Consider the following 26,283-nt stretch of genomic DNA (forward strand, 5'->3'; position numbering starts at 1 on the left):
CACACGCCATGTCCCCTTTTTCTTCACCTCACTGGGGCCTATTCCCCATTGGCTCCTGTTCCCATAATTGAAGCTTGGAACGCCAAACGCCCACCGTTTCCTTGTTGTGGGAAGCAGTGGGCGTGGGCAGGCTAGTGAAAGCTTAAGCAGCCTTCGGAGCGTTAACGTCCTCCGGCAGTGCAGCCTTGGCGGCCTCGCACAGAGCGGAGAAAGCCTCGAAGTCATTAACAGCAAGCTCAGCCAGGATCTTGCGGTCAACCTCAATCTCAGCCAGTCGCAGGCCGTGGATGAGGCGGTTGTAGGTGATGTCGTTCATACGAGCAGCAGCGTTGATGCGCTGGATCCACAGCTTGCGGAACTCAGACTTACGGGCGCGACGGTCGCGGTAAGCGTAAGTCATGGAGTGCAGCCACTGTTCCTTGGCCTTGCGGTAAAGACGGGAGCGCTGGCCGCGGTAGCCCTTAGCGGACTTCAGGATCGCGCGACGCTTCTTCTTGGCGTTAACTGAGCGCTTTACTCGTGCCACAGTAATACTTCCTTATCTTGATTGTGGTGTGTGGAAATGGAGTGTTTCGGCGCTGACTATGCGCGGCCGAGAAGGCGCTTGATGCGCTTGGTGTCTGCCTTGGCAACGTCCTCGGTGCCCTTCAGGCGACGGGTGCGCTTGGAAGGCTTGCCCTCCAGGAGGTGGCGGCGGTTGGCCTGCTCGCGACGCAGCTTGCCGGAGCCGGTCACCTTGATGCGCTTGGCGGTGCCCTTGTGAGTCTTCTGCTTCATGAGAATTAAATCCTTAAATCCTAAGTGGAGCGTGGTCTACTTCTTGCCTTTGCGGACGGGCCCAAGAACCATGGTCATGTTGCGACCATCCTGCTTGGGGCGCGACTCCACGACGCCAACCTCTGCGACGTCATCAGCCAAACGCTCCAGCAGACGGAAACCGAGCTCCGGGCGCGACTGCTCGCGACCACGGAACATGATGGTTACCTTTACCTTGGAACCCTTCTCCAGGAAGCGCACCACGTTGCCCTTTTTGGTCTCGTAATCGTGATCATCAATCTTCGGACGGAACTTCTGTTCCTTCACCACGGTTTGCTGCTGATTCTTACGGGACTCGCGGGCCTTCTGGGCCTGCTCGTACTTAAACTTGCCGTAATCCATGATCTTGGCTACGGGCGGCTTCGCGTTCGGGGCGACCTCGACCAAGTCAAGGTCTGCTTCGTACGCGAGCTTGCGAGCATCGTCTGTACGAACGATGCCCACCTGTTCACCACCGGGGCCAACAAGACGGACCTCGGGTACTCGGATGCGCTCATTAATGCGAGCTTCAGCGCTGATTGTGGTTCTCCTCGATTGTGGGGGCTAGTAGTGTGCCTACCGTGACCACAAACGAATAAATCCCGGTGCCATAGACATCCGGGAGTTTCTTTTCAAGCACGCGCCATAAATGGCGCCTACTCTTAACCTTTATCCTGCACTGGACAATTCATCCTGCGCGGCATCGGGTGGGAGAAACTCCGCTTGCGGCCCAAGTACCTCCTGGAGGAGGCGCTACGGGCGGTAGTGCGCACTACTCTATCACCGCGATCATCGTGAGCCAAATCGGCGTGCCGACGTGTTTGTCGATACCTCTCTTGTAGCGGTTGACGACGTCCCTACCACCGCTGATGGCGCACCGGGTTGCGCGCAACCTTCCAACGGCGTTAGTGCTCTGGCTTTCAGCGCCTCAGAGACCACTCGGTCAACTCCGGCGGCTAGCATGTCGAGGGCGGGTATCGCTTCATCGGCATACTCCCCAGGCATAGTGACCTCAATGGCCAGACCCACCGCGCTATTCTCCGCAGTTCCGCCGCCTGCAGTTTCTCGAACTCCAATTTGACGGTGAGTATATCCGTTATCAGTTTCAGATAATCCCCAGCCACCTTTGGCGCGGGTGTCCGGCAGCTTATCAAGCCCATTGTCTTGCCACTCCACGATGTCATCCATCGCGTCATACACTTGCTCAGCTTCTGGTATGCACGGCAAGTGCGCGCCGAACTTCGCTTGTTCTTCGAGCGACCACGTGGAATAGCCAAAGGGTTCGGCAAATTCACCGGTTGAGTCATACTCTTTCAACAGGGATTTCACCGCGCTGCCGGCATCCCCCTCGGTCCATTGGACGTGGGACCACAGTGCATAGGCTGCATCATTATCAGATTCTTTAATTGCGAGGTCCACGAGCTCGAGGCTAGCTCCATCACGCAGAGCGGCAATGGCGATGGGAACCTTCACGGTCGACCATGCAGGTTCATGGCCCTTGAGGCCAGCGTTGAACGTCTTCTTTTTATCCGCCACGGACACACCGGCACGAACGTCAAACTCGCTTTCTACGTCGGCGATAACGGCGCGCAGCTGCGAGGACACGTCGAAATTCGGCGTATCACCCTCACCTGCTTCTTCAGTAGATGGATGCTTGATGTTCTGTTCAGGGCTCGAACAGCCAGTTAAGGTTGTTGCCACGGCGAGGCAAAGAGCTAAAGCAGCCATGGGTGTGTTCTTCTGCCCCACCATCACACCATCTCCTGGAGGAACCCTCCCGTATAGGAGCCTTCTACCTGCGCCACGTCCTCCGGCGTGCCTTGGGCCACGACAGTTCCGCCACCGGAACCGCCTTCTGGCCCCATATCCACGATCCAGTCGGCGGCCTTGATGACGTCTAGGTTGTGCTCAATGATGATGACCGAATTGCCCTTGTCCACCAGCCCCTGGATGACGAGCATAAGTTTGCGGATGTCCTCAAAATGCAAACCAGTCGTCGGCTCATCCAAGATGTAGACCGTGCGTCCATTCGTGCGCTTCTGAAGCTCGGATGCCAGCTTTACGCGCTGTGCCTCACCACCAGAAAGCGTCGTGGCGGCCTGACCCAAGCGGACATATCCCAGGCCTACCTCCACCAAGGTGTTGAGGTAGCGATGAATTGAGGTGATGGGTTCGAAGAACTCGGCTGCCTCCGAAATCGGCATATCGAGAACCTCTGCGATGTTCTTACCTTTATAAAGGACCTCCAGCGTTTCGCGGTTATAGCGGGCACCATCACAGACCTCGCACGGCACGTAAACATCGGGCAGGAAGTTCATTTCAATCTTGATGGTGCCGTCGCCTTGGCAGGCCTCACAGCGTCCACCCTTAACGTTGAAGGAGAACCGCCCCGGCTTGTAGCCGCGGACCTTCGCCTCCTGGGTTTCCGCGAAAAGATTACGAATCTTGTCGAAGACGCCTGTGTAGGTTGCCGGATTCGAGCGCGGGGTGCGGCCGATGGGGCTCTGGTCCACCTGCACCAGCTTGTCTAGGTGTTCCACGCCCTCCACGCGTGTGGCACGACCGGGCACTTGGCGGGCACGGTTGAGCTTGTTGGCCAAGGTCTTGGCCAGGATTTGGTTGACCACTGTGGACTTTCCTGAGCCAGACACACCAGTGACGCAGACGAGGACGCCCAGTGGAATCTCGACGTCAATACCCTTGAGGTTATTCTCGCGCGCGCCGACGACCTTGAGCATGCGCTCGGGGTCAATCTCACGGCGTGTATCCGGGACCGCAAGCTTCTTCTTTCCTGACAGATACTGCCCCGTCAGGGACTCCTCCACGGATTCGATACCGGCGGGTTCTCCCTGATAGACCACAGTTCCGCCAAATTCGCCGGCGCGAGGCCCAACGTCGACAAGCCAGTCCGCTTCCCGGATGGTGTCTTCATCATGTTCCACCACAATCAAGGTGTTTCCGATATCGCGCAGGCGCTTCAACGTGGCGATAAGGCGCTGATTATCGCGCTGGTGCAGGCCAATCGAGGGCTCATCCAGCACGTAGAGGACTCCCGCCAGACCAGAACCAATCTGGGTGGCGAGTCGAATGCGCTGTGCTTCACCGCCGGACAACGTGGAGGCGCCGCGGTCAAGGGTCAGGTAGTTCAGGCCGACGTCGAGAAGAAAGCGCAGGCGAGCCTGGATTTCTTTGAGCACGGCACCGGCGATGATCTCCTCGCGGTGGCCCAACACGAGCGAGTCGAGGAACTCCGCCGCCTCCTCGATGGACAGCGCCGTCAAGCCAGCGATGGACTGCTCGCCATGTGCGGTGGAGGCTAAGCGCACCGCCAAGATTTCCGGCTTCAGGCGGGTACCGCCACAAGCGTTACAAGGCACGCGGCGGGTGTACTGAAGCAGACGGTCCTTCTGGGATTCGGAATCCGTCTGATCGAGCTTGCGTTCCAAGAAGCCGATGGCACCCTCGAACGGCGCGGTCCAGTTGCGCTGGCGGCCATAGCGGTTCTTATAGCGCACGCTGACTTCCACATCCGTGCCATAAATCAGCGCGTGGCGCTGCTCCTTGCTCAGCTCGGACACCGGGGTGCGCGGATCAAAGTCCAGGGCTTTCGCTAGCCCTTCAACCAGTTTGACAAAATATCGCGCATTGGGGCTCGACGTCCACGGTTGGATGGCTTCGACAGCCGGGGCATCCGGATCCGGGATCAACAAATCCACATCCACTTCAAGGCGCGTGCCCAAGCCATCGCACACCGGGCAGGAACCGAAAGGCGCGTTGAACGAGAACGCGCGAGGCTCGTATTCCTCAATGGTCAGCGTGTGGCCGTTGGGGCAGGCTGCTTTCTCCGAGTAGGTGTGCGTGAGCTCTTCGCGGTCTACGAAATCCAGGGTGACTAGGCCGTCTGCCAAGCGCAGTGCTGTTTCCACCGAATCCGTCAGCCGCTGCTTTTGAGAAGCCTTCACCTGCAGGCGGTCCACGACGACATCGATGTCGTGCTTGATCTGCTTCTTCAGCTTGGGCGGGTCACTGAGCTGGTAAAGCTCACCATCCACCCGAACGCGGGAATAACCCTGCGCCGCGAGATCTGCGAAGAGGTCAACGAACTCGCCCTTACGTCGGCGCACCACAGGGGCAAGGACCTGGAACTTAAGCTTCTCCTCGTGACTTAAGACCTCATCCACGATCTGCTGCGGGGTTTGGCGCTCAATGACGGCATCGCACTCAGGACAGTGCGCTGTACCCGCGCGAGAAAAGAGCAAACGCAGGTAGTCATAAATTTCAGTGATGGTTCCGACGGTGGAACGCGGATTGTGGTTGGTGGATTTTTGGTCAATGGACACCGCCGGTGATAAGCCATCGATAAACTCGACGTCCGGCTTATCCATTTGGCCGAGGAACATGCGCGCATAAGAGCTTAAGGACTCCACGTAGCGCCGCTGGCCCTCGGCGAAGATGGTGTCAAAGGCGAGTGAGGACTTACCGGATCCTGATAGACCGGTAAACACCACCAGGTTATCGCGCGGAATGTCGATATCCACGCCCTTGAGGTTGTGCTCACGCGCACCTCGTACGACCAAACGATCAGCCACTAGTTGCTGCCTTCCTACACAAAAGAATGTGTGTTCAGAGAGTTCTCACTCAGAATGTACCCGTATGGTTGGACTTATGAACAACGCGCTTGAGCTTCACAAAATTTCCGTGTCCGAGATGGACAACAATTGCTACCTGTTGTGCGCCGGTGACGAGGCGCTGCTTATCGACGCCTCCGCTGACGCCCCTGCGCTGCTCTCCTTGGCCGCCGACCATGGGGTAAAGATCACTTCCGTTCTCACCACGCACCGTCATTGGGACCACGTGCGCGCGCTCAAAGAGGTTCTGGATAAAACCGGTGCCGTGCATTACTCCTCTTTCCTGGACTCCCCTGCCTTGCCGGCACCCGTCGACGTCGAGCTGGAGCACGGCGATACGCTCCCATTCGCCGGCTACGAACTACCCGTTATTATTCTGCGCGGACACACCCCCGGCGGTGCGGCCATTACCGCAGAGATTGATGGGGTTACCAACCTTTTCGTTGGCGATTCACTGTTTCCTGGCGGAGTGGGCAAGACCACCTCGGAAGGTGACTTCGTGCGTCTGTACAAGGATGTCACGCAGCGTCTCTTTGATGTCTACCCGGACGAAGCGATCGTCCGCCCTGGGCACGGCGCACCCACCACGCTCGGCGCAGAGCGCCCGCACATGGACGAATGGTGGGAGCGGCGTTGGTAACAACTTATTAACTGCTGCACTGACAGCGGCACTTGCTTAACCCGCGTACTATGGTGTGACGAACGTCTTTAAAGATCTATTGAATGGAGCACGTTATGATTCGTAAATTTGCCCGTCCTATGCTGGCCTCCGTGTTTGTCTGGGATGGTGTGGATACGCTCCGCAACACCTCGGAGCACGTCGCGGACACCGAGTCCGCGCTCAAGCGCCTGCGCAAGGTGCTGCCCCGCGAATATGCAGGCTACATCCCAAATGACCCAGAGCTCGTTACCCGCGCACTCGGCGGTGCGAAGACCGCTGCAGGTACCACCTTGGCACTGGGCAAAGCCCCGCGCACCTCGGCTGCAGTGCTCGCGCTGACGCACGTCCCTAACCTGGTGGGCAACGCTTTCTGGACCGCCGATTCCAAGAAGGACAAGGAAGCACAGCGCAACAGCTTCATCACCAACACTGCCCTACTTGGTGCCTTGGCCATTGTTACGCAGGACACCGAAGGCAAGCCCTCCGTGCGTTGGCGTGCTGCCAAGGCCTCGGAGCGTGCCAACAAGAAGATCCAGCAGGCGCTGCCGGGTAAGTCCGAGCAGCAGAAGTTCGCAGAAGACTTCTCCAACCGCGCCAACGAGATTTCTTCTGATGTGACCAATAAGGCTAATGACTGGTTCGAAACCGCCAAGGACTACGTCGAGGACAACCGTGATGATTGGGAGTCCGCTGGCCGGGACTTCATCGACTCCGCGCGCTCCTTCGTCGAGGACAAGGCTGAGACCGCTCGTGAGTTCTTTGAGGAGAACAAAGATGATTGGCTTGACGCTGCACGTGACAACACCGAAACCGCCCGCAAGGGTCTGGTAAAGGCAGCCGGCAAGGCACAAGACCGCGCTGACGAGGCCCTAGCCAAGGCAGATTCGCTCGACGGAAAGCGCGCCCAGAAGAAGGCTCGCAAGCGCGCTGAGAAGCTCCAGAAGCAAGCCTCCAAGAAGCTGGATAAAGCTTTCAAGAAGTTTGGTGACCGCTTCTAAGCTCTCCTTCCTACGCTGCGGAAAGCCCCGCAACGCACCGCGATAATCACCGCGGTGGAGACAACAACGGCTCAGCTAGTATGCTGGGCCGTTGTTCTTTTTCCTGTCCACTCTTCCTTTATCTCCCTTCTTACTTCCCGTCTGTTCACGAGAAGCCTTCATACGCACCCAAGGAGCCTTGTGTCTGAATCTTCACCCGCGACTCACACCGGGAAAACCAGCGCCCACGCGAGCGAGCACAGCGCCGAAATAGCCAGCGAACAAGCCTATGTCGACGGCCTCTTTGAGCGTCTGGACAACGAGGTCCACGCTGCCAATGTACGCCTCAACGAGGTGCAAGCAGCCGTCGACCCTCATACCCCAGATGCTGATGCTCTCGTGCGCCGCGAAACCGAGTACCACGGCCTACAAGCCAAGCTGGATCGACTTAACGTCGCCCAACTCGGTCTAGTTTTTGGGCGCATCGACATTGATGCACCTGGCGATAACCCCACCCCGGAAGGCCTCGACCGCCGCTATATCGGCCGCATGGGACTTGATGCCCGGGAGGAGGACTACCGCACGCTTCTTTTGGATTGGCGTGCCCCGATGGCGCGGCCCTTCTACCTGGCAACCACTGCGCACCCTGAAGGGGTTCACGTCCGCCGGCATATCAGGACTACCGGTCGCACTGTCACCGGTATTAGCGACGAGATCCTCGAAGGAGACAACACTGCAGAAAGCAGCGATGTCGCTAGTGAATCCGCCCTCCACCACGTCATGCAGCGTGCCCGCACTGGCCATATGCCCTCCATCGTGGAGACCATTCAGCGCGAACAGGATGAGATCATCCGTGACAGCACGCGCGGAGTCATGGTGGTCGAAGGCGGACCAGGAACCGGCAAGACGGCGGTGGCGCTGCACCGTGTGGCTTACTTGCTCTACACCTACCGCGAACAATTAGCCGCCACGGGCGTGCTCATCGTGGGCCCCAATTCCACCTTCCTGGAATACATTTCCCGAGTACTCCCGGAACTTGGTGAGACCGGCGTTGTACTCTCCACCATTTCTTCTCTCTTCCCCAGCATCGAGGCTACACACGCTGAAACCTTGCTCGCCCGCGAAATCAAGGGTTCAGAGGCCATGGTGGAGATTCTCGGCAACGCGGTGAAGGACTACCAGCGTGTGCCCGAGCAGCTGCGCACGCTGGAGATCGATCGGCTCGAGCTCACCGTGGCCCCCCAGATGGTCAAGGCAGCACGAACCCGCGCACGGCGCTCGCGCAAGCCGCACAACGATGCCCAAGCCGCGTTTGCGGAACACCTCATCGAATCGCTGGCCCAACAGATGGCCGAACGCATCGGTTCTGATCCGCTGGGAGGCGCCAACCTGCTCTCCCGCGCAGATGTGGACCAGCTCCACGATGATCTTGCTGAAGAACCGCAGGTCCTGGAGCTCATCGACGAGTTCTGGCCCCATCTGGCGCCTACAGATGTGCTCGCCGAGCTCCTGAGCAGCACCGAACGCATCGATTCAGCGGCCAGCGCCTACGATGAGGAAACCCGGGGTGCCCTCTACCGCGAGGATGGCCGGGCTTGGGCGGCGTCCGACGCTGCGCTTCTCGACGAACTCGCTGTCCTCATCGGCATGCCAGACCCAGAAGCGGAACGCGCTGCAGAGGAGAAGGAATGGCGTGAGCAGGTCGCCGAGGCAGAAGATGCCCTCGACATTCTGAGCTCATCTGATTCCACCGACAACGATGATGACATGTTCGAAGCGGAGATTCTCTCTGCCCACGACGTCATCGATGCCGAGCACCTCGCTCGACGCCACGAAGTTCGGGATTCCCGCACCACCGCTCAACGTGCCCGCGAGGACTACACGTGGGCTTACGGGCACGTCATCGTCGACGAGGCACAGGAGTTGACCCCAATGGAGTGGCGCATGATTTTCCGGCGCAGCCCTTCCCGGTGGATGACGCTCGTCGGCGATACCTCCCAGACTGGAGCTCCCGCCGGCGTTGATGATTGGGGCGAGACTCTCGAGCCTTTCGTCGGCCAGCGCTTCCGATTGCACGGTCTGAGTGTCAACTACCGAACCCCGCGCCCGATCACGGAGCTGGCCAACCAGCTCCTTCAATCCATCAACCCCGAGGCGACGCCAGGCATCGCGGTGCGCGACGGTGTGGACGTTATCTGGCAGGACGGTGAGAGCGACCTTCAGCCCGCAACCTTCCAGGACGCTGACGGGCGCCTGCGCGCTGTGATCACCGCAGCCAACGTTGAGCAGATCAAAGGACTGGAGTTTGACCACGTCACCGTAGTCAATCCGGATGACATCGTGGAAGCGTCCCCGCAGGGTCTGCACAACCTCTACGTGGCGCTGACGCGTGCGACGCAGTCCCTCACCATCGCCGGCCGCTACGCGGAGGTTTTCCGTTAATCTGGTGCGCATGGCACTTTCCGATATCGCCCGCAAAGTCGAATCCACCGCAAATGCTTACTCGCTCAAGCGCTCAGCACGCAAAGGCTGGCGCCCCAGTGTTACTGGCTATGCCGGCTACGGCAACGAGGAATTCGTCCACGTGCTGGGGCGGGTCCTCATGCATGACCCTGCCGCCGAAGAGCGCGATACGTGGGCTCAACGCGGATACCGCCAGTTCTTCACCATTCAGGTCACGCACCACGAGGTTGAAGTTACGGTTGGCGGGAAAACGGTAGCGGGCACCACGAACGACAACGGCTATGTCGACGTGCTAGTCCATGACCACGGGCTAGAACCCGGTTGGCACGAGGTCACCATCCGTGCCAAGGGCGCCGAGGAAGCCAGCGCGGAGGTCCTCATCGTGGATAAGGACACGACCTTCGGTGTGGTCAGCGATATCGATGACACCATCATGGTCACGTGGCTGCCACGCGCGATGATTGCGGCGTGGAATTCTTGGGTCAAGCGCACTAATACGCGCAAACCAGTAGAAGGCATGGCCAGCTTCTACCGAGAGATCTACCAGCAGCACCCAGAGGCACCCTTCATTTACCTCTCCACCGGTGCGTGGAACACCTATGACACGTTGGTGAACTTCATGGCGGACAACGGATTCCCCCGCGGCCCGCTACTCCTGACGGATTGGGGGCCTACACCTACCGGCCTCTTCCGCAATGGCCTGGAGCACAAGCGCGTCCAATTGCGAAACCTGTTCATCGCTTTCCGCAAACTGCGCTGGCTGCTCATCGGTGATGATGGCCAGCACGATCCCTTGACCTATGCGGACGCGGCAGCGGAGCATCCTAACCATGTGGCAGCAGTTGCGATACGCAATCTCACACCGCAGGAGCAGCTGCTGTCCCACGGCTCGCTCGCTCCCTTGGTGAAGGTCAACGAGCAGTCTTCTTTCGATATCCCGCTCATTCAAGGCACCGACGGTAACGCCCTTGCCCGTGCCTACCGCACTCTTCCTTCCAGCTAGGAAGATAAGAAAAGGCGCGCAGCGGCCCAGGTAACCCTTTCTTTGAAGGTCTCTGGGCGCTGCGCGCCGTGCACGCAATAAAGCGTTAGTTGACGGTGTGGACAATCATGACATCGCAATCAGACTGACGTGCGACGTCCGCCGGTACCGAACCAAGCAGGCGGCCGGTCAGGGAGTTGATTCCACGGTTACCCACGATGAGCAGGTCTGCCTTGTTGTCGTTGACAATGGACATCAGGGCCTGAACCGGGGTGCCCGGGCGCACAGCGGTCTCCACCTTCGCCACGCCGAACTTCTCTGCGTGCTCCTTGCCAGAGGCGAGGTTGGCCTGGGCCTTCTCATCACCGAGAATCGTCACGGAATCCTGGCGCAAAGTCTTGGAAGCCTGCTCCTGGTTCTCGTAGTAGGCGCAACCGATGATGAGGGTGGCATCGAAGGCTGCGGCGATCTTGGCGGCGCGCTCCACAGCAAGCAGGGAGGACTTGGAACCGTCGGTGCCGACCACGATCTTGTTGTAATCGCTCATGATGACCTTTCTTCGCTGGCCTCAACCATGAGGCCACCGCTTGACAAAATTTTAAAGCTTTTGCGCACCCGCTAGTCTAACAACGCTGGCGCGTTCACGTCGATCAGCGCGCACGAGGCTCAGCGCGCCATGTTCTGCCCTAGTCAGTGGTGTTGACCACGACGACGTCAGCGTGGGCTTTACGAGTGAGCTCCGTAGCCACGGAGCCGAACACGCGACCACGCACCGAATGAATTCCTTTGTTACCCACAACGAACATATCAACGTCATGGTCCCTGCCGACCTCGAGGAGCGAATTCACCGGGTCACCGGACTTAGCGATGATCTCAATCCGCTCCGCCCCCTCGCTGTGCGCAATCTCCGCGGCATTGTTGAGGAAGCTTTCCGACATCTCTTCGCTCACAACCGGTACTCGGGCATCCTCTGAGTTCGGGGCGCCGAGCATCGAACCCGAGTGGTTGTAGAAAGCAGACACGATAATCAGTGTCGCGTCATAAGCGCGCGCCATGGATGCGGCAGAACGGACAGCGCGCATGGACGTCTGAGAACCATCGGTTCCGACAGCGATAACGTTGTAGCTCAGCATAATTCTCCTTATAAGTAGTGCTTAATCTTTAAATAGTATGACACGGTCTGCTATGCCGAGACGGGTTTTACCCGCACATTGAGTTGGCAAATTTCAGGACTAGGCGCGTCGTCAAATGCCGGCCTCCTTGAGACCGCGTTGCTCCTTTTTCAGATCAGCGATCTCATCGCGTAAGCGCCCCGCCAACTCGAATTTGAGCTCCCGGGCTGCCTCGCGCATTTGGGTCGTTAGGTCGTCGATAAGCGCCTGCACCTCGTCGGCAGCCATGGAGGACACATCCGGCTTGTCGACGATGGCCGTGGGATCCGCGTCCTGCCCCTGCTCATCGGCGTTCTCATAAACCTGGTCCAAGATATCGGCGATCTTTTTGCGTAGCGGCTGCGGGTCGATGCCGTGCTCCTTGTTATAGGCAATCTGCTTCTCACGGCGGCGCTCAGTCTCCTCGATGGCTTCCTGCATTGAGTCCGTAATCTTATCGGCGTACATGATGACCTCACCGGACACATTTCGGGCGGCGCGGCCAATAGTCTGAATAAGCGAGGTGGTGGAGCGCAGAAAACCTTCCTTATCGGCATCCAAGATGGCGACAAGTGAAACTTCAGGAAGGTCGAGGCCCTCACGCAGCAGGTTGATGCCCACGAGGACATCGAATTCCCCCAAGCGCAATTGGCGCAGCAGCTCCACGCGCTGAAGCGTGTCAATATCCGAGTGGAGGTAGCGCACCTTGATACCGTGTTCCAGCAAATAGTCCGTGAGGTCCTCTGCCATGCGTTTGGTCAACGTCGTGACCAGGACGCGCTCCTGCTTCGCGGTGCGGGCGCGGACCTCATCGATGAGATCATCAATCTGGCCCTTGGTGGGCTTGACCGTCACCTTGGGATCTACGAGGCCGGTGGGGCGAATGACCTGTTCCACGAACTCGCCGCCGGAAGCCGTCATTTCGAAATCACCGGGCGTCGCCGACATGTACACCGCTTGTCCCACACGTTCTTCGAACTCATCGAAAGTGAGCGGACGGTTGTCTACGGCAGAAGGCAAACGGAAGCCAAACTCCACGAGGTTGCGCTTGCGGGCCATATCGCCCTCAAACATGCCGCCGATCTGCGGGACGGTCACGTGAGACTCATCGATGATGGTGAGGAAGTCCTCTGGGAAATAGTCCAGGAGTGTCGCCGGCGCGGAGCCGGCGGGACGTCCATCAACGTGGCGCGAATAGTTCTCAATGCCGGAGCAAAAGCCCACCTGCTCGATCATCTCAAGGTCGTATTCGGTACGCATGCGCAGGCGCTGCGCTTCGAGCAACTTGCCGCGGTTCTCCAGCTCCGCGAGGCGCTCCGCGAGCTCCTCCTTGATGTCCTCGATGGCACGGGCCATGCGCTCTGGCCCAGCTACATAGTGCGTTGCGGGGAAGATTCTTACCTCGTCGACCCGCTCCAGCACGTCGCCCGTCAAGGGGTGGATGTAGTAGAGCTCGTCCACGTCATCGCCGAAGAACTCGATGCGCACCGCGCGCTCTTCATAGGCAGGGATAATATCCACGGTATCGCCCTTGACGCGGAAGGTTCCGCGCGTAAAGCCCACGTCATTGCGCTCATACTGAATATCCACGAGCAAGCGGAGGAAGCGATCGCGGTCGATCTCCTCCCCTTCCTCTAGCACAACAGAGCGATCAAGATAGGACTGCGGCGTGCCCAGACCGTAGATACACGACACAGAAGAAACCACAACCACATCACGGCGAGAAAGAAGAGCTGACGTGGCGGAGTGGCGGAGGCGCTCCACGTCCTCATTGATAGAGGAGTCCTTCTCAATGTAGGTATCCGTCTGCGCGATATAGGCTTCCGGTTGGTAGTAGTCGTAATAGGAGACGAAGTACTCCACCGCGTTGTGTGGGAGAAGCTGGCGCAGCTCATTTGCCAGCTGCGCCGCCAGCGTTTTATTCGGCGCCATCACAAGTGTTGGGCGCTGCTGCTTTTCGATGAGCCAGGCGGCTGTCGCGGATTTACCGGTACCCGTGGCACCCATGAGTACCACGTCGCGCTCGCCGCGACTGAGCCGCTCATCCAGTTCCGCGATGGCGGCGGGCTGGTCGCCAGCGGGCTGGAATTCGGACTCAACACGGAACTCGGCGGAGCGCCGCTCGATTTCGCCAACAGGGCGATGTTCGGAGACGGGCAGGATGGGGTGTTCAGCAGCAAAAGCCATGCTGACCAGTCTAACGCGCACACCACGAAACCTGCTAGGGCCCACTGGCTAGGCAACCTGTCTCACCTGTGTCTGTGAAGGGAGGCCTCACTGCATTTTAGGGCAACGCCGCGCGCGTCCTGCGCAACCACAGTTCAAGCTCACCCGTGGTTTCCCACAACGCATAAATCGGGGAACTGTTGGGCTCCATCGCTGTATTGATTTTCTTGCGCAACCAGGCCCGGGTCTGTGGTGTGCGCAAAGCTTTAACGTCATCCGCGCTAATTCCAGCGGGGAGCCTATCTTCAGGCGTGGTGGCCAATGCCCCCAAGGCAATGATTACCTCGGCATCATCGACGTCGATGGGAGAATCCACGCAGCTTTTCTTAAACGTATCAAGATCGAAGGAGCCATCACGGATTGCCGCGAGCACTTCGCACGCGGCGTGATTATCAAAAGGCCCAACATCCCACGTTCCCATGGAGGTGCAGATTAAGCAGGGAATGTGAACGGGATGCGAGCACAAGGTAAATTTTAGCCGCCATATCCTTTAAAAGTTGGCGCTCTCCTTTAGAATCTGCTGACATGAAGCTTCGTTCTCTTACCAGCGCGTTGACCATTGCCGGACTAGTGCCTGTCGCTATCGTGACCCACTCCCCTGCGGCCCACGCGTCACCGTGTACGGCCTACTCGAGGTCCGGCAGCTTCACGTCGAAACCCGAGACTTCCGGCTCTTCGCTCGGTGGGCTCGACGCCCTACTCGGCAGCTCTTCCCGGTCCAGCAGTTCGGGCAATACTGAGGCACCACAGCGCAGCAACTATAACCAGCGCCAGATCAGCGGCGGGCCAACCCAAATCATGCAGCTCATCACTGGTTCCGGTTCTCCAAACCGCACCGACCGGAAGTTTGATATTTCCGGAACTGACCTCGGCATCGCCTACTCGGATGGCGCGGGCAAATCCTACTATGTCTTCGGCGATTCCATGGATTGCTCAAGCGAGGGCGACGGGTGGCGTTCCAACCTCCTTTTGCGCACGAGCGACCACGACTATGGTGACGGCCTGCGCCTGGAGGAAGCACTAACGAACTCTGGATGGTCGGCTCAAGGCCGGGCTAAGGAGTTCATCCCTTCCCAGAAGGTGGGAGATAAAGACACCAACGGCGAGCGCACCACTATCCCCACGGCCGGCATAGTGGTCGACGGCGTGCACTACATCGACTACATGTCGGTGCGCTCCTGGCACGATCCGAAGACCGGCTGGTCCACCAACTTTGGCGCGACCGTGAAGTCGACTGATGGCGGAGTCACGTGGCGCGCAGTGCCAGAGGCCACCCGAACCAACACTAGCCACGGTGCGAACGCGCCGATTCCCGGCGGCGCCAACTACCGCAAAGGGTTTGAAAAACTTCAACAATCAGCCTTCATCGAGCACGACGAGTACATTTACCGCTTCACCACCGGCAACGGCCGCCGCGGCCCAGCATATTTGTCCCGTGCGTTGAAGTCGGAGTTTCCTAACGAGGAAGCCTTCAGCTACTACTCTGACGGCTCCTGGGTGAAGAATCCGGCGAGCGCCACCGAGGTACTCGACGGCAAGGTATCCGAACTCTCTGTGGCTTACAACCACTACTTGGGCAAATACATCACTATGTACGGGGTGGAGGGCGAAGGCATCGTTATGCGCACGGCCGATAGCCCAGAAGGCCCATGGTCGCCGCGCCGCATGCTGGTGAGTGAAAAGACCACCAAGGTCGTCAGCGGCCAGCCGCTCAATGACACCTATGCTCCCTTCGTTCTGCCGAACCAGGACGATCAGCACCTCTATTACACTCTGACGTCCTGGCATGACTACAACACCATGCTCATGCGCACAGACCTCGACTTCGTGGGCGAAGACATGGAAAACAACGACCACGTTGAAGTCTCTGACGTCGTAGCGACGCGTTAGTTAATTGCGCGTCCCTAGGCGAACCGGGAGCGGAGCTTGTCGACGACCCCGTCAACCTGCGCATCGAGCTTATCGCGAGCGCCGTTGTTATCAATGATGAAATCAGCAGCGGCGCGGCGCACATCGTCCGGGACCTGCGCCGCTATCCGGCGGCGCGCATCCCCCTCATCCAGCCCGCGATACTCCACGAGGCGGCGAACCCGCTCCTCCACATCGACGTCAACGACGATGGTGGCGTCCATATTTTTGTGTAGACCCTTGTCCACGAGGAGCGGCATGTCATACACCACGAAGTCGGCGCCAGCGCGGCGCGCGGAGTCGAAGCGGGCCTGGGTTTCCTCCTGAATACGCGGGTGCGTAATGGAGTTGAGGAGATCGGTCTTCTCCCGGCTGGCGAAAGCGCGGGAAGCCAGCAGCCCACGATCGAGGCTTCCATCGGCTTGAAGGATATCCTCCCCGAAAGCGTCTGCTAACTCAGCGAGCGCCGGTTGCCCCGGTTCAACGATGTCCCGAGCTATCTGATCGGCATCAACTAGCTCCCATCCGTGGTGCAGGAGAAGCTGCGCCACTGTAGATTTTCCGCTGCCGATACCGCCGGTGAGTCCAATGAGCTTCATACCGGCTTAGGATACGCGAAAGGCCGCCCCTCCCACAGTGGGAGAAGCGGCCTTTCTCAAAAGCTAGACCATCTCGGGTTCATCGCTGAGTGCGAACCGAGAAAGATCCATTCTTAGTTGCCAGCGAGCTTGTCGCGCAGAGCAGCGAGCTGCTCGTCGGATGCGAGGGAGCCGCCAACCTCTGCCTGAGAATCGGATGCCGGAGCTGCATCCTGAGACTCGGAAGAGTAGTTGGAGTTGGCAGCGGACTCAGCGGCCTCAGCAGCTGCAGCACGGTTGCGCTCGATCTGAGCGGTGTGCAGGTTGAAGCGACGCTCGGACTCGGCGTAGCGAGCCTCCCAAGCCTGACGCTGCTCGTCGTAGCCCTCGAGCCACTCGTTGGTCTCTGGGTCGAAGCCCTCCGGGAACACGTAGTTGCCCTGCTCGTCGTAGGAGTCAGCCATGCCGTACTTGGACGGATCGAACTCGTCAGTGTAGTCCTCGTCGGCCTGCTTAACAGACAGGGAGATACGACGACGCTCGAGGTCGATGTCGATGACCTTGACCATGACTTCCTGGCCAACGTTGACAACCTGGTCCGGAACCTCCACGTGGCGCTGAGCCAGCTCGGAGATGTGGACGAGGCCCTCGATGCCCTCCTCGACGCGAACGAAGGCGCCGAACGGAACGAGCTTGGTGACCTTGCCCGGGACGATCTGGCCCACAGCGTGGGTGCGGGCGAAGACGCGCCACGGATCTTCCTGGGTTGCCTTCAGGGACAGGGACACGCGCTCGCGGTCCAGGTCGACGTCGAGAACCTCGACGGTGACCTCGTCGCCCACGGTGACAACCTCAGACGGGTGGTCGATGTGCTTCCAGGACAGCTCGGAAACGTGAACCAGGCCGTCGACACCGCCGAGATCGACGAAGGCGCCGAAGTTGACGATGGAGGAGACAACGCCCTTGCGGACCTGACCCTTCTGCAGCTGGTGCAGGAACTCGGAGCGGACCTCGGACTGGGTCTGCTCGAGGTATGCGCGGCGGGACAGGACAACGTTGTTACGCTGCTTGTCCAGCTCGATGATCTTGGCCTCGAGCTCCTGGCCGATGTACGGCTCCAGGTCGCGAACGCGGCGCATCTCAACGAGGGAAGCCGGGAGGAAGCCACGGAGGCCGATGTCGAGGATGAGACCACCCTTGACAACCTCGATGACGGTACCGGTAACCGGCTCTTCCTTGGCGTGCAGCTCTTCGACGGCGCCCCAAGCACGCTCGTACTGTGCGCGCTTCTTGGACAGGATCAGACGGCCTTCCTTGTCCTCCTTGGTGAGAACAAGTGCGTCGATCTCGTCGCCGACCTCGACAACCTCATCCGGGTTGACGTCGTGCTTGATAGAGAGCTCGCGGGACGGGATGACGCCCTCGGTCTTGTAACCGATGTCGAGCAGGACCTCGTCGTGGTCAACCTTGACCACGGTGCCCTCGACGATGTCACCATCGTTGAAGTACTTGATGGTGGCGTCGACGGCTGCGAGGAAGTCCTCTGCGGTTCCGATGTCGTTGATCGCAACCTGAGGGGTGTTAGAAGTTGGCATGTAGTTATGCTCCGAATAAACGTAGGAGATCGTAATTGGACAGTTACGCGTCTCTTGAAAAGCGTCATTAAGCAGCGCAAATACGCAAGGCTTAAGATGGATTTCAATCCCGACTCGCAGCCGTGCCGAACTCTCCTACAGTAGCCCAGCGCGTCCCGAGTCATAGACACGCCCGTACAACCCTACATCCTCGCAGCTAAAACGGCAAATACAACACGGAAAAGAAATTGGAAAAGTGAGAATGTCTTCTGCAGCCTTTTCTGCTTCCTCAGCCAATCGCAATTTTTGGGATCGTGACGCCGATTCCTACCACGCGGAACACCCCGAATATCTATCCTCTTTCTACTGGTGTCCTGAGATGCTGCACGAGGCGGAAGCGCAGCTACTGGGCGATGTATCCTCCGATACCGTCCTCGAGCTCGGCTGCGGCTCCGCGCCTTGCACGCAGTGGCTGCAAGGACGCGCGCGCTTTGCCACGGGCTTCGATCTCTCGTCTGGAATGCTTTCCCATGCCGAGAGTGGCCTACCGCTCGTTCAGGCTGATGTCCTAGCACTTCCCTATCGTGACGGATCCTTCGACGTCGTCTTCTCCGCCTTTGGCGCCCTTCCCTTCGTGGCCAACCTTGACCAGGCACTGAACGAAGTCCACCGTGTTCTGCACCCTCATGGCCGCTTCGTCTTTTCTGTGCCACACCCCATGCGTTGGGTCTTCCCCGATGATCCACAGGACCTCACTGCGCAGCTGTCTTATTTTGAACGCGCCTACCTAGAGCAGGATGACAGCGGTGAGCTCAGCTATGCCGAGTTCCACCGCACGATGGGCGATTGGGTGCGAGCACTCCAAGTGCGCGGTGCATTTGAAATTCGCAACCTCATCGAACCCGAGTGGCCGGAGGAAAACACACTTACGTGGGGACAATGGTCGCCTGAGCGGGGAGCCATTTTCCCCGGCACCGCCATCTTCGTGTGCGAAGCACGGTAGGTCAGACACTGCTTCCCCTGGTATCGAATCAATCGGCTGCAGCGAACTAAGCTGACAGCCATGCTTCTAGAACGCCTCGGGATTTTCGCGCGCCGCGCAGTGGCCTGGTGGATTGATGCCTTTCTCGCCGCCGCCATCATCGTGGCACTCAAGTGGCTTATCAACCTCATCGCCGATGAAGTGCTGAGCGGTCGAGCAGGCGCTGTCTATGACATCGTTGCCCTCGCACTCGTCTTCTACGTCTACCGAGTGTGGGTAGAGGCCGCAAAGCAGACTTCCCTGGGTAAGTGGTCGCTAAAGCTAGAAGTCATTGCTGAGCATCCCGGAATCGGCAGCGCAGCCGTTCGCAACGGCTGGCTCCTTCTCACACTTCTCGCGTTGACAGGACTCCCCTTCGTGGAGGCAACCATCCTGGGCATCCTCGGCCTCAGCGTCCTGCTGCTGGGACAAACCCCATTCGACCTCCTTGCCGGATGTTTGGTCGAGCGCCGCACGCCCACCGAAGACGAGCGCGCGGTGGGCTTGACCTAAGCCCTAGTGCGCTGCGGCATCCCAGTTTTTGCCCACACCAACGGAGACTTCAAGGGGCACAGTCAACTCGATAGCCTTGTCCATCTCTCGCTCCACGATGCGCTGGACGTCCTCCGCTTCGCCGGGAGCCACCTCCACGACGAGTTCATCGTGAACCTGGAGCAAGACGCGCGAGGCCAAACCTTCAAGCGCCTTGTCCACGCGAATCATGGCCACCTTGATAATGTCTGCTGCAGTTCCCTGAATCGGGGCGTTGAGCGCTGCGCGCTCGGCGTTCTCGCGAGCAACACGATTATCGGAGTTCAGCTCCGGTAGGTAGCGGCGGCGCCCGAAGACCGTGGAGGTGTAGCCGTCCTTTCGAGCTTGCACGACAACTTCGTCGAGGTAGCGCTTTACACCACCAAATCGCTCAAAGTAGCTCTCCATGATCTCCTTGGCTTCCCGTGCGGGGATGCCCAGCTGTTGCGACAAGCCAAATGCGGATAGCCCATAGACCAAGCCATAGGACATGGCCTTGACTCGGCGGCGCAGCTCTGGGGTGACCTCATCGACAGGAACATCGAAGACCTTGGAACCAACGTAGTTATGGAGGTCCTCACCCTCCCGGTAGGCCTCAATAAGCCCAGGGTCGGCAGAGAGGTGCGCCATGACTCGCATCTCAATCTGCGAGTAATCGGCCGTAATCAAGGTTTCGAAGTCTTCACCGACCACGAAGGCCGAGCGGATCTGGCGACCAGCCTCCGTGCGCACCGGGATGTTCTGCAGATTCGGCTCGGTCGAGGATAGGCGGCCGGTTGAAGTCACCGTCTGGTTAAACGTGGTGTGAATGCGGCCATCCGGCTGAATGGTCTTGATGAGCCCCTCCAGCGTCGTCTTCATTTTCTGGTATTCGCGGTGCGCCAGCAGGTGATCCAGGAAGGGGTGCGGATGGGTAACGGCCAGCTGCTCAATTTCCTTAGCTGCGGTCGAATAACCTGTCTTAGTCTTCTTCGTCTTCGGCATATCGAAAGTATCGAAGAGCACCGCCTGCAGCTGCTTCGGGGAATTCAGGTTAAGAGAATCATCACCAGCCAACTCGCGGGCGGCGCGTTCCTGCTCATTGACCTGCTCAATGAAAGCATCACGCTGCGTTTCCAAGACATCGCGGTCAACTGCAATACCAGCGGCCTCCATCTGGGCCAGGATGGTCACGAGCGGCAACTCAAGGTCTGTATACAACTCGAAGGAATCAATCTCTTGGAGTTGACTAGTCAGTTCTGCCGCCAGCTCCATGATGGCGCCGGCCTGTTCTACAAGTTGATTGTCATCCAAGAGGGAAAGCTGCTCCGTGGCCACCCCCAAGGACTTCTGCAGATGGCGCTGGTACACGTCCGTCAACGCATACGTGCGCTGACCTGGGCGCAGGAGGTAGGCCGCCAGGGCTGTGTCATGGGCAATTCCACGTAGTTCAATCCCTCGCCCCGCCAGCATGTGCCAAGTAGCCTTTGCCTCGTGCACATACTTCGGCGCATCTGATGACAACCACGCGGCCAGGGCGGCGTCATCTTCTGCATCCAGGTCCGCCAATTCAATCTGGAGTCCTTCAAAAGCTGAATCGACCAGTGCTAGCGCTGCCGCATCTCCTGCACCTGGGGTTCCGTCACCCTGCACGAATACCGCGACATGCTTTTTACCTTCGAGCCACTTAGCCAGCGGCGTGTCCACCACGGTCACCGATACATCCGGCGTTTCCTCTGCCGCGGCAGCTTCGGCGGCGGCATCGTGCGGGACGGCGTTGAGGACCCGCTCGCGCAGGTTGGTGCCAAATTCCAACTCGTCGAAGCGAGCCGCGACCTCGCTAGCGACCGCTCCCTTGAATTCCAGGTCTGCCGGTCCAACCTCCAGGTCCATGTCCGTCACCATTTGGGTGAGCTTCCGGTTGAGCTTGACCTGTTCAATGCGGTCGCGGAAGTTCTGGCCCGCCACTCCCTTGATTTCCTCGGCATGCTCGATGAGGCCATCGAGGGAACCATACTGGGTAATCCATTTCGTGGCGGTCTTCTCCCCCACCTTCGGAACGGAGGGCAAGTTATCGGAAGGATCTCCGCGCAGGGCTGCGAAATCCGGGTACTGCTCGGGGCTCAGGCCGTACTTCTCCTTCACCGCCTCCGGTGTGAAGCGATGCAGCTTGGACACCCCGCGCATGGGATAAAGGACGGTCGTGGAGTCGTCGACAAGCTGCAAATAGTCGCGGTCACCGGTAACCAGGAAAGTCTCATAGTCCGCGCCCGCCTGTGTGGACAACGTGGCCACGATGTCATCGGCCTCGAAATTCTCGCGCGAGAGCGTGGTAATTCCCAACGTTTCCAGCACGTCACGAATGAGCTCAACCTGGCCGCGAAACTCTTCGGGGGCGGCCTCTCGTTGCGCCTTGTACTCGGGGAACATGTCGGTACGGAAGGTCTTGCGGCCCACGTCGAAGGCTACAGCGACGAAGTCCGGCTTCTCCTCGGCGAGGATATTCGCCAGCATGGACAGGAAGCCGTATACCGCGTTCGTGTGCTGGCCACCCGAGGTGGAAAAGTTCTCCGCGGGCAGTGCATAAAATGCGCGAAAGGCCATGGAGTGGCCGTCGATGAGCAAGAGTCGGGGCTGAGAAGTAGTCACCCGGCCCATCCTAACGTGTTGCACGGAGCGGCACCGTTGAGGGCCGTAGGCAGGCAATTAGGTTCACATTGGTCGGCTGCGCTACTATCGTTGCTTGTGCGCCCCTGTAGCCCAATTGGCAGAGGCAACGGATTCAAAACCCGTGTAGTGTGAGTTCGAGTCTCACCAGGGGCACAATTCCACCCCGCAACAGACCCTGTTGTGGGGTGTTAGCGTTTTCAACCGAAAGGAATCCGTTACCATGCGTCGCACTATCATCGCTGTGAGCACCGCCGTTGCCCTCACCTTGGGTGGTACCACCGTGGCTACTGCCGCAGATTCGAGTGCCGACAAGGAGGTTTCCTCCAAGGTGGAAGGCTCCTCCTACTACCAGGAGCTGCGTAAGTCTGCGGCGTCCTCGGACGATCCGCAGCTCAACACTTTCTACACCGTGCTTCTCGACGGCCTTGTAGGCCTCGCTGCCTTCGCCATCTTGGGTTCGATCTACGGCGAGGTGGCCAAGCGCTTGCCGATGTAGGCAACGTATAACCTTCTATGGGCTGAATAGTTTGCATAAGCCCTTCGCGGAGTGAGAGAATAAGGAGTCATCTGCCCATTCCTCTCCTTCGGCACGGCATCCCCACCGAGGAGACTGTCAACGTTACTTTCGGTTTATGCACTATATTCTTAACGCCATTTGCGGCGCCCTCATTGGCATGGCCGAGTTGGTCCCCGGTATTTCCGGAGGCACCGTGGCGCTCATCGTAGGCATCTATGAACGCGCTTTGCACAACGCCAATGATCTCATTTCCGGCCGTTTCAAAAAGGTTGAGTGGGGCTTCCTCCTCTCAGTCGCCGCCGGCATGTTCCTTGCCGTCTTCGGTTTTTCCACGCTGCTCCACAACTTTGTGGAAGGACAAGTGTCCTTGTCCCGCGCATTGTTCCTCGGCATGGTCGCCGTGTCCATCATCGTTCCAATAAGCATGATGTCGCGGTTTACGCCCGCGTCCATCGCCGCATTCATCATCGCCACCGTCGCGATCTTCTTCGTTACCGGCTTTACTTCAACTCCTGTCGAAGACCCCAGCCTGATTGTGGTGTTCTTGGCGGCCATGGTGGCCGTCTGCGCGCTCGTTCTCCCCGGCGTATCGGGCTCACTCATCTTGCTGACGATGGGCCTCTACCAGCCTGTCATTGGCGCGGTCTCTGACCGGAACATGACCATCGTGGGCGTCTTCGCCCTCGGCGCGCTGTGCGGCCTTGTCGCGTTCGTCAAGGTTTTGAATTACCTACTCGATACCCACCGCGATCCGACCTTGGCCGCCATGGCCGGCTTTATGCTGGGCTCGCTTCGCGCATTGTGGCCGTGGGGCGCAGACCAGGATGCTTCCACACCGCTTATCCTGCTTATGTTCGCGCTCGGCGGCATCATCGTCGCTATTTTCATCGCCGTGGATAGGCGCAAAGCCGCTAGCTACCAAGAGAGTTAAAGCATGAGAAAGAAAACGGCCATCGTAGGAGCAGCCGGGTTGTTAGCTTCGGCTACCCTCTCCGGCTGCGTCACCAACGAGGAGCCAGCGCTGCCAGAGGGCTGGTCCGCGCCCAACGTGGACGAAGTTCCCGAGATTGCCGCGATGTATCAGGACACCGATGGTGTCCTCACCGTCGGCACGAACCCACCGTTCGCGCCGTTCGAGTTCAAGGACTCCGACGGCTCGATCATCGGCTTGGAAATGGACCTAGCCAATGCAGTCGCCCAAGTATTGGGGCTCAAGTTCCAGCCAGTGGAACAAGACTTCTCCATGATCTTGCCGGCGGTTCAGTCGGGACAGATTGATCTCGGCGGTTCCGGGTTCACCGATACCGATGAGCGCCGGGAAAACTTCGATTTCGTCGACATCCTCTACGCCGGCATCCAGTGGGCAGAACTCACCGACGGCCCCCACAAGGTCGATCCATCGAATCCCTGTGGCCTTACCGTCGCGGTGCAGCGCACGACGGTGTCGGAGACCGACGATCTGCGTCCCAAGCAGGAAGCCTGCGATGGTAACTTGACCATCCTGCCCTATGACACAAGCGATAACGCCGCCCTTGCGGTTTTGATGGGCCGCGCGGACGCCCTCTCTGCGGATTCACCAGTCTCCGCATGGGCTGTCAACCGCTCAGATGGACGTATGTCCATGGTCGGCAAGATGTTCGACGCCGCACCCTACGGCTTCGCCGTGCCAAAGGATTCAGACCTCGGCCCTGCCGTGGCGGCGGCACTCCAGCATCTCATCGATACCGGGGCATACGCTGAAATTCTCGATAAATGGGGTGTTGACGACGGACTCGTCGAACACGCAATGATTAACGAAAGGCCGATCAATGACTAACTCCTCTCTCCCGGCAGCGTCGAATTCATCGGCTTCGACTGCCCCAGAAAAGATCGAAGCCCGCCCACTGCGTCACCCCTGGCGCTGGGTATTCGCCACTGTCCTCGCTCTGCTTGCCGTATGGTTCATCATCTCCTCGGCACGCAACGAAGCCTTCGGGTGGGGCACGTATTTCCAGTATCTTTTCGATACTCGGATTGCCACCGCTGCCCTGCACACCATTGCCATTACGATTCTGGCAATGATCATCGGCGTCGTAGGCGGCGCTGCCCTCGCGGTGATGCGCATGTCCCCTAACCCTGTGCTAGGTGGCGTGTCGTGGGTCTTCCTCTGGCTCTTCCGTGGCACCCCAATCTACGTGCAGCTCGTCTTCTGGGGTCTACTTTCAGCCCTCTACCAATCCATCAACCTTGGATTCACAGAGATTTCCCTCACCGAGGTACTCAATAACGCATTCCTCTTGTCCGTCTTAGGCTTAGGCTTGAACGAAGCCGCATACATGGCGGAGATTGTTCGCTCCGGTATCTCTTCTGTTCCGGAGGGCCAGAAGGAAGCCAGCAAGGCCCTGGGAATGGGATGGTGGATGACCATGCGCCGCACTGTGCTCCCGCAGGCCATGCGCATCATCATCCCGCCGACCGGCAACGAGTTTATTTCACTGCTCAAGACTTCTTCACTTGTGGTTGCTATTCCCTACACGGCGGAAATTTTCGGCCGCGCCACGGACATTTCGGCTGCGCTCTTCGAGCCCATCCCCCTGCTTATGGTCGCGGCGACGTGGTATTTGGCCATCACCTCTCTGCTCATGGTGGGCCAGTACTTCTTAGAGCGCCGCTTTGAGCGCGGCGCCACCCGCGAGCTCACCGGCCGCCAGTTGGCCGCGCTGGCGGATGCCGAAGGAACCATTCCCCGCAACGTCTCTGTCATCCCGGAGGTAAAGAACTAATGCCGACACCCATGATTTCCGCACAAAATGTGCACAAGTCTTTCGGCCAACTTGAGGTTCTCAAAGGCATCGATCTCACAGTCATGCCGGGTGAGGTCACGTGCCTTCTGGGGCCCTCCGGTTCTGGTAAGTCCACCTTCCTGCGCTGCTGTAATCACCTGGAGAAGGTCACGGCCGGCCGCCTCTACATCGACGGCGAACTGATTGGTTTCCGCGAGCGCAACGGCGTGCTCTATGAAATCTCCGAGAAAGAAGCCGCCGCCCAGCGCCAAGATATCGGCATGGTTTTTCAGCAATTCAATCTTTTTAGCCACCGCACCGTGCTGGAAAACATCATCGAGGCCCCCATCCAGGTAAAGAAGCAGAACCCGGAGCAGGCAAAGAAAAAGGCCATGGAGCTGCTGGAAAAGGTTGGCCTCGCGCACAAGGCGGACGCCTACCCAGTCCAGCTCTCTGGTGGTCAGCAGCAACGCGTCGCCATTGCTCGCGCGGTTGCGATGGACCCGAAGCTCATGCTTTTCGACGAGCCCACCTCCGCCCTCGACCCCGAGCTCGTCGGTGAGGTGCTCCGCGTGATGAAGGAACTTGCCGCCGATGGCATGACCATGCTCGTTGTCACCCACGAGATGGGCTTTGCCCGGGAGGTCGCCGACACCATCGTTTTCATGGACGGCGGCAGCGTCATCGAAACCGGCACCCCACAGCAGGTCTTGGACAATCCTCAGCACCAGCGCACGAAGGATTTCCTCTCTTCGCTGCTCTAGCGCACTGCACCACCACGCACGCACCACCGCCGCAACTGCCCTTGTTGCCAAAGTTTCTCGCCCTCACCTCAAGATCTGGCCAGATCTTTGGCAACA

At 59.0% G+C, this 26,283-nt stretch carries 24 protein-coding genes and 1 tRNA gene; 13 read left to right on the forward strand and 12 right to left on the reverse strand.

Going from position 1 to position 26,283, the window contains the following annotated elements; genetic code table 11:
* Positions 1 to 142: 142 nt before the first annotated feature.
* From rplT to uvrA, 5 genes are all read right to left on the reverse strand, one after another.
* The gene (rplT, locus tag HMPREF2943_RS07665; RefSeq protein ID WP_005323264.1) at positions 143 to 526 is read right to left on the reverse strand and encodes a 50S ribosomal protein L20; all 384 of its coding nucleotides are present in this window, start codon (positions 524 to 526) and stop codon (positions 143 to 145) included.
* 56 nt (positions 527 to 582) lie between these two features.
* Positions 583 to 777, reverse strand: a complete 195-nt coding sequence (rpmI, locus tag HMPREF2943_RS07670; RefSeq protein WP_039675593.1) for a 50S ribosomal protein L35 — start codon at positions 775 to 777, stop codon at positions 583 to 585.
* A gap of 36 nt (positions 778 to 813) precedes the next feature.
* Positions 814 to 1,335: a translation initiation factor IF-3 gene (gene infC, locus HMPREF2943_RS07675; RefSeq protein ID WP_080550383.1), complete on the reverse strand. Its 522-nt coding sequence runs from the start codon at positions 1,333 to 1,335 to the stop codon at positions 814 to 816.
* A gap of 249 nt (positions 1,336 to 1,584) precedes the next feature.
* Entirely contained in the window at positions 1,585 to 2,523 is a 939-nt protein-coding gene (locus tag HMPREF2943_RS07680) for a serine hydrolase (protein ID WP_246817296.1), read from the reverse strand.
* A 23-nt stretch (positions 2,524 to 2,546) separates the two neighbouring features.
* A complete protein-coding gene (uvrA, locus tag HMPREF2943_RS07685) occupies positions 2,547 to 5,384 on the reverse strand; it encodes an excinuclease ABC subunit UvrA (protein WP_070644840.1) in 2,838 nt (945 codons plus the stop codon).
* A 76-nt stretch (positions 5,385 to 5,460) separates the two neighbouring features.
* Here uvrA and HMPREF2943_RS07690 point away from each other — a divergent pair, with 76 nt between their 5' ends.
* The 4 genes from HMPREF2943_RS07690 to HMPREF2943_RS07705 all read left to right on the forward strand — a co-directional run bounded on the left by HMPREF2943_RS07690 (position 5,461) and on the right by HMPREF2943_RS07705 (position 10,527).
* Positions 5,461 to 6,063, forward strand: coding sequence for an MBL fold metallo-hydrolase (locus tag HMPREF2943_RS07690; protein WP_070711265.1), 603 nt, complete (start codon positions 5,461 to 5,463; stop codon positions 6,061 to 6,063).
* Positions 6,064 to 6,158: 95 nt separating this feature from the next.
* The gene (locus HMPREF2943_RS07695; RefSeq protein WP_070446965.1) at positions 6,159 to 7,082 is read left to right on the forward strand and encodes a DoxX family protein; all 924 of its coding nucleotides are present in this window, start codon (positions 6,159 to 6,161) and stop codon (positions 7,080 to 7,082) included.
* Positions 7,083 to 7,262: 180 nt separating this feature from the next.
* Positions 7,263 to 9,503 (forward strand): HelD family protein, encoded by a 2,241-nt coding sequence (locus tag HMPREF2943_RS07700; protein WP_070711266.1) that lies wholly within the window; start codon positions 7,263 to 7,265, stop codon positions 9,501 to 9,503.
* Positions 9,504 to 9,513: 10 nt separating this feature from the next.
* Complete coding sequence (locus HMPREF2943_RS07705; RefSeq protein ID WP_070711267.1) at positions 9,514 to 10,527, forward strand: App1 family protein; 1,014 nt, start codon at positions 9,514 to 9,516, stop codon at positions 10,525 to 10,527.
* Between the two features lie 85 nt (positions 10,528 to 10,612).
* On the opposite strand, the gene HMPREF2943_RS07710 is transcribed toward HMPREF2943_RS07705, so the two are convergent.
* From HMPREF2943_RS07710 to HMPREF2943_RS07725, 4 genes are all read right to left on the reverse strand, one after another.
* Positions 10,613 to 11,053: a universal stress protein gene (locus tag HMPREF2943_RS07710; RefSeq protein WP_070446890.1), complete on the reverse strand. Its 441-nt coding sequence runs from the start codon at positions 11,051 to 11,053 to the stop codon at positions 10,613 to 10,615.
* A 139-nt stretch (positions 11,054 to 11,192) separates the two neighbouring features.
* Positions 11,193 to 11,639 carry a universal stress protein gene (locus tag HMPREF2943_RS07715; RefSeq protein WP_070446888.1) on the reverse strand — a complete coding sequence of 149 codons (447 nt, stop codon included), beginning with the start codon at positions 11,637 to 11,639 and terminating at the stop codon, positions 11,193 to 11,195.
* 111 nt (positions 11,640 to 11,750) lie between these two features.
* Positions 11,751 to 13,844, reverse strand: a complete 2,094-nt coding sequence (uvrB, locus tag HMPREF2943_RS07720) for an excinuclease ABC subunit UvrB (RefSeq protein WP_070446886.1) — start codon at positions 13,842 to 13,844, stop codon at positions 11,751 to 11,753.
* A 97-nt stretch (positions 13,845 to 13,941) separates the two neighbouring features.
* Entirely contained in the window at positions 13,942 to 14,304 is a 363-nt protein-coding gene (locus tag HMPREF2943_RS07725) for a DUF4259 domain-containing protein (protein WP_201828125.1), read from the reverse strand.
* A 104-nt stretch (positions 14,305 to 14,408) separates the two neighbouring features.
* Here HMPREF2943_RS07725 and HMPREF2943_RS07730 point away from each other — a divergent pair, with 104 nt between their 5' ends.
* Positions 14,409 to 15,773 (forward strand): DUF4185 domain-containing protein, encoded by a 1,365-nt coding sequence (locus HMPREF2943_RS07730; protein WP_070711269.1) that lies wholly within the window; start codon positions 14,409 to 14,411, stop codon positions 15,771 to 15,773.
* A gap of 14 nt (positions 15,774 to 15,787) precedes the next feature.
* On the opposite strand, the gene coaE is transcribed toward HMPREF2943_RS07730, so the two are convergent.
* A complete protein-coding gene (coaE, locus tag HMPREF2943_RS07735; protein WP_070644851.1) occupies positions 15,788 to 16,390 on the reverse strand; it encodes a dephospho-CoA kinase in 603 nt (200 codons plus the stop codon).
* A gap of 113 nt (positions 16,391 to 16,503) precedes the next feature.
* Complete coding sequence (rpsA, locus tag HMPREF2943_RS07740) at positions 16,504 to 17,964, reverse strand: 30S ribosomal protein S1 (RefSeq protein WP_010190105.1); 1,461 nt, start codon at positions 17,962 to 17,964, stop codon at positions 16,504 to 16,506.
* 241 nt (positions 17,965 to 18,205) lie between these two features.
* On the opposite strand from rpsA, the gene HMPREF2943_RS07745 reads away from it, so the two are divergent.
* Positions 18,206 to 18,946 carry a class I SAM-dependent DNA methyltransferase gene (locus tag HMPREF2943_RS07745; RefSeq protein WP_070711270.1) on the forward strand — a complete coding sequence of 247 codons (741 nt, stop codon included), beginning with the start codon at positions 18,206 to 18,208 and terminating at the stop codon, positions 18,944 to 18,946.
* A gap of 60 nt (positions 18,947 to 19,006) precedes the next feature.
* Entirely contained in the window at positions 19,007 to 19,477 is a 471-nt protein-coding gene (locus tag HMPREF2943_RS07750) for an RDD family protein (protein WP_070644855.1), read from the forward strand.
* Positions 19,478 to 19,480: 3 nt separating this feature from the next.
* Here HMPREF2943_RS07750 and polA read toward each other — a convergent pair whose 3' ends face one another.
* Positions 19,481 to 22,132 carry a DNA polymerase I gene (polA, locus tag HMPREF2943_RS07755; RefSeq protein WP_070711271.1) on the reverse strand — a complete coding sequence of 884 codons (2,652 nt, stop codon included), beginning with the start codon at positions 22,130 to 22,132 and terminating at the stop codon, positions 19,481 to 19,483.
* Between the two features lie 91 nt (positions 22,133 to 22,223).
* Here polA and HMPREF2943_RS07760 point away from each other — a divergent pair.
* The 6 genes from HMPREF2943_RS07760 to HMPREF2943_RS07785 all read left to right on the forward strand — a co-directional run bounded on the left by HMPREF2943_RS07760 (position 22,224) and on the right by HMPREF2943_RS07785 (position 26,187).
* Positions 22,224 to 22,297: transfer RNA gene (locus HMPREF2943_RS07760), tRNA-Leu, on the forward strand.
* Between the two features lie 67 nt (positions 22,298 to 22,364).
* The gene (locus HMPREF2943_RS07765; RefSeq protein WP_070446871.1) at positions 22,365 to 22,640 is read left to right on the forward strand and encodes a hypothetical protein; all 276 of its coding nucleotides are present in this window, start codon (positions 22,365 to 22,367) and stop codon (positions 22,638 to 22,640) included.
* 136 nt (positions 22,641 to 22,776) lie between these two features.
* Positions 22,777 to 23,592: a DUF368 domain-containing protein gene (locus tag HMPREF2943_RS07770; RefSeq protein ID WP_070446869.1), complete on the forward strand. Its 816-nt coding sequence runs from the start codon at positions 22,777 to 22,779 to the stop codon at positions 23,590 to 23,592.
* Positions 23,593 to 23,595: 3 nt separating this feature from the next.
* A complete protein-coding gene (locus HMPREF2943_RS07775) occupies positions 23,596 to 24,477 on the forward strand; it encodes an ABC transporter substrate-binding protein (RefSeq protein ID WP_070644859.1) in 882 nt (293 codons plus the stop codon).
* Positions 24,470 to 25,423, forward strand: coding sequence for an amino acid ABC transporter permease (locus HMPREF2943_RS07780; protein ID WP_070446865.1), 954 nt, complete (start codon positions 24,470 to 24,472; stop codon positions 25,421 to 25,423). The genes HMPREF2943_RS07775 and HMPREF2943_RS07780 overlap by 8 nt, the downstream gene beginning before the upstream one ends.
* Entirely contained in the window at positions 25,423 to 26,187 is a 765-nt protein-coding gene (locus HMPREF2943_RS07785) for an amino acid ABC transporter ATP-binding protein (RefSeq protein WP_070446863.1), read from the forward strand. The genes HMPREF2943_RS07780 and HMPREF2943_RS07785 overlap by 1 nt, the downstream gene beginning before the upstream one ends.
* The last annotated feature ends 96 nt before the right edge of the window (positions 26,188 to 26,283 follow it).

The sequence above is a fragment of the Corynebacterium sp. HMSC072D12 genome, assembly GCF_001813925.1.
Classification (GTDB): Bacteria; Actinomycetota; Actinomycetes; order Mycobacteriales; family Mycobacteriaceae; genus Corynebacterium; species Corynebacterium aurimucosum.

Bases quoted from the DNA above. Each gene is read 5' to 3' on its own strand.
- HMPREF2943_RS07715 (WP_070446888.1), bottom strand. From the start codon at position 11,639: ATGCTGAGCTACAACGTTATCGCTGTCGGAACCGATGGTTCTCAGACG.
- HMPREF2943_RS07785 (WP_070446863.1), top strand. From the start codon at position 25,423: ATGCCGACACCCATGATTTCCGCACAAAATGTGCACAAGTCTTTCGGC.
- HMPREF2943_RS07680 (WP_246817296.1), bottom strand. From the start codon at position 2,523: ATGGCTGCTTTAGCTCTTTGCCTCGCCGTGGCAACAACCTTAACTGGC.
- uvrB (WP_070446886.1), bottom strand. From the start codon at position 13,844: ATGGCTTTTGCTGCTGAACACCCCATCCTGCCCGTCTCCGAACATCGC.
- HMPREF2943_RS07705 (WP_070711267.1), top strand. From the start codon at position 9,514: ATGGCACTTTCCGATATCGCCCGCAAAGTCGAATCCACCGCAAATGCT.
- rpsA (WP_010190105.1), bottom strand. From the start codon at position 17,964: ATGCCAACTTCTAACACCCCTCAGGTTGCGATCAACGACATCGGAACC.
- HMPREF2943_RS07770 (WP_070446869.1), top strand. From the start codon at position 22,777: ATGCACTATATTCTTAACGCCATTTGCGGCGCCCTCATTGGCATGGCC.
- HMPREF2943_RS07775 (WP_070644859.1), top strand. From the start codon at position 23,596: ATGAGAAAGAAAACGGCCATCGTAGGAGCAGCCGGGTTGTTAGCTTCG.
- HMPREF2943_RS07750 (WP_070644855.1), top strand. From the start codon at position 19,007: ATGCTTCTAGAACGCCTCGGGATTTTCGCGCGCCGCGCAGTGGCCTGG.
- coaE (WP_070644851.1), bottom strand. From the start codon at position 16,390: ATGAAGCTCATTGGACTCACCGGCGGTATCGGCAGCGGAAAATCTACA.
- HMPREF2943_RS07780 (WP_070446865.1), top strand. From the start codon at position 24,470: ATGACTAACTCCTCTCTCCCGGCAGCGTCGAATTCATCGGCTTCGACT.
- polA (WP_070711271.1), bottom strand. From the start codon at position 22,132: ATGGGCCGGGTGACTACTTCTCAGCCCCGACTCTTGCTCATCGACGGC.
- rpmI (WP_039675593.1), bottom strand. From the start codon at position 777: ATGAAGCAGAAGACTCACAAGGGCACCGCCAAGCGCATCAAGGTGACC.
- HMPREF2943_RS07730 (WP_070711269.1), top strand. From the start codon at position 14,409: ATGAAGCTTCGTTCTCTTACCAGCGCGTTGACCATTGCCGGACTAGTG.
- HMPREF2943_RS07695 (WP_070446965.1), top strand. From the start codon at position 6,159: ATGATTCGTAAATTTGCCCGTCCTATGCTGGCCTCCGTGTTTGTCTGG.
- HMPREF2943_RS07710 (WP_070446890.1), bottom strand. From the start codon at position 11,053: ATGAGCGATTACAACAAGATCGTGGTCGGCACCGACGGTTCCAAGTCC.
- HMPREF2943_RS07725 (WP_201828125.1), bottom strand. From the start codon at position 14,304: ATGGGAACGTGGGATGTTGGGCCTTTTGATAATCACGCCGCGTGCGAA.
- HMPREF2943_RS07765 (WP_070446871.1), top strand. From the start codon at position 22,365: ATGCGTCGCACTATCATCGCTGTGAGCACCGCCGTTGCCCTCACCTTG.
- HMPREF2943_RS07745 (WP_070711270.1), top strand. From the start codon at position 18,206: ATGTCTTCTGCAGCCTTTTCTGCTTCCTCAGCCAATCGCAATTTTTGG.
- HMPREF2943_RS07690 (WP_070711265.1), top strand. From the start codon at position 5,461: ATGAACAACGCGCTTGAGCTTCACAAAATTTCCGTGTCCGAGATGGAC.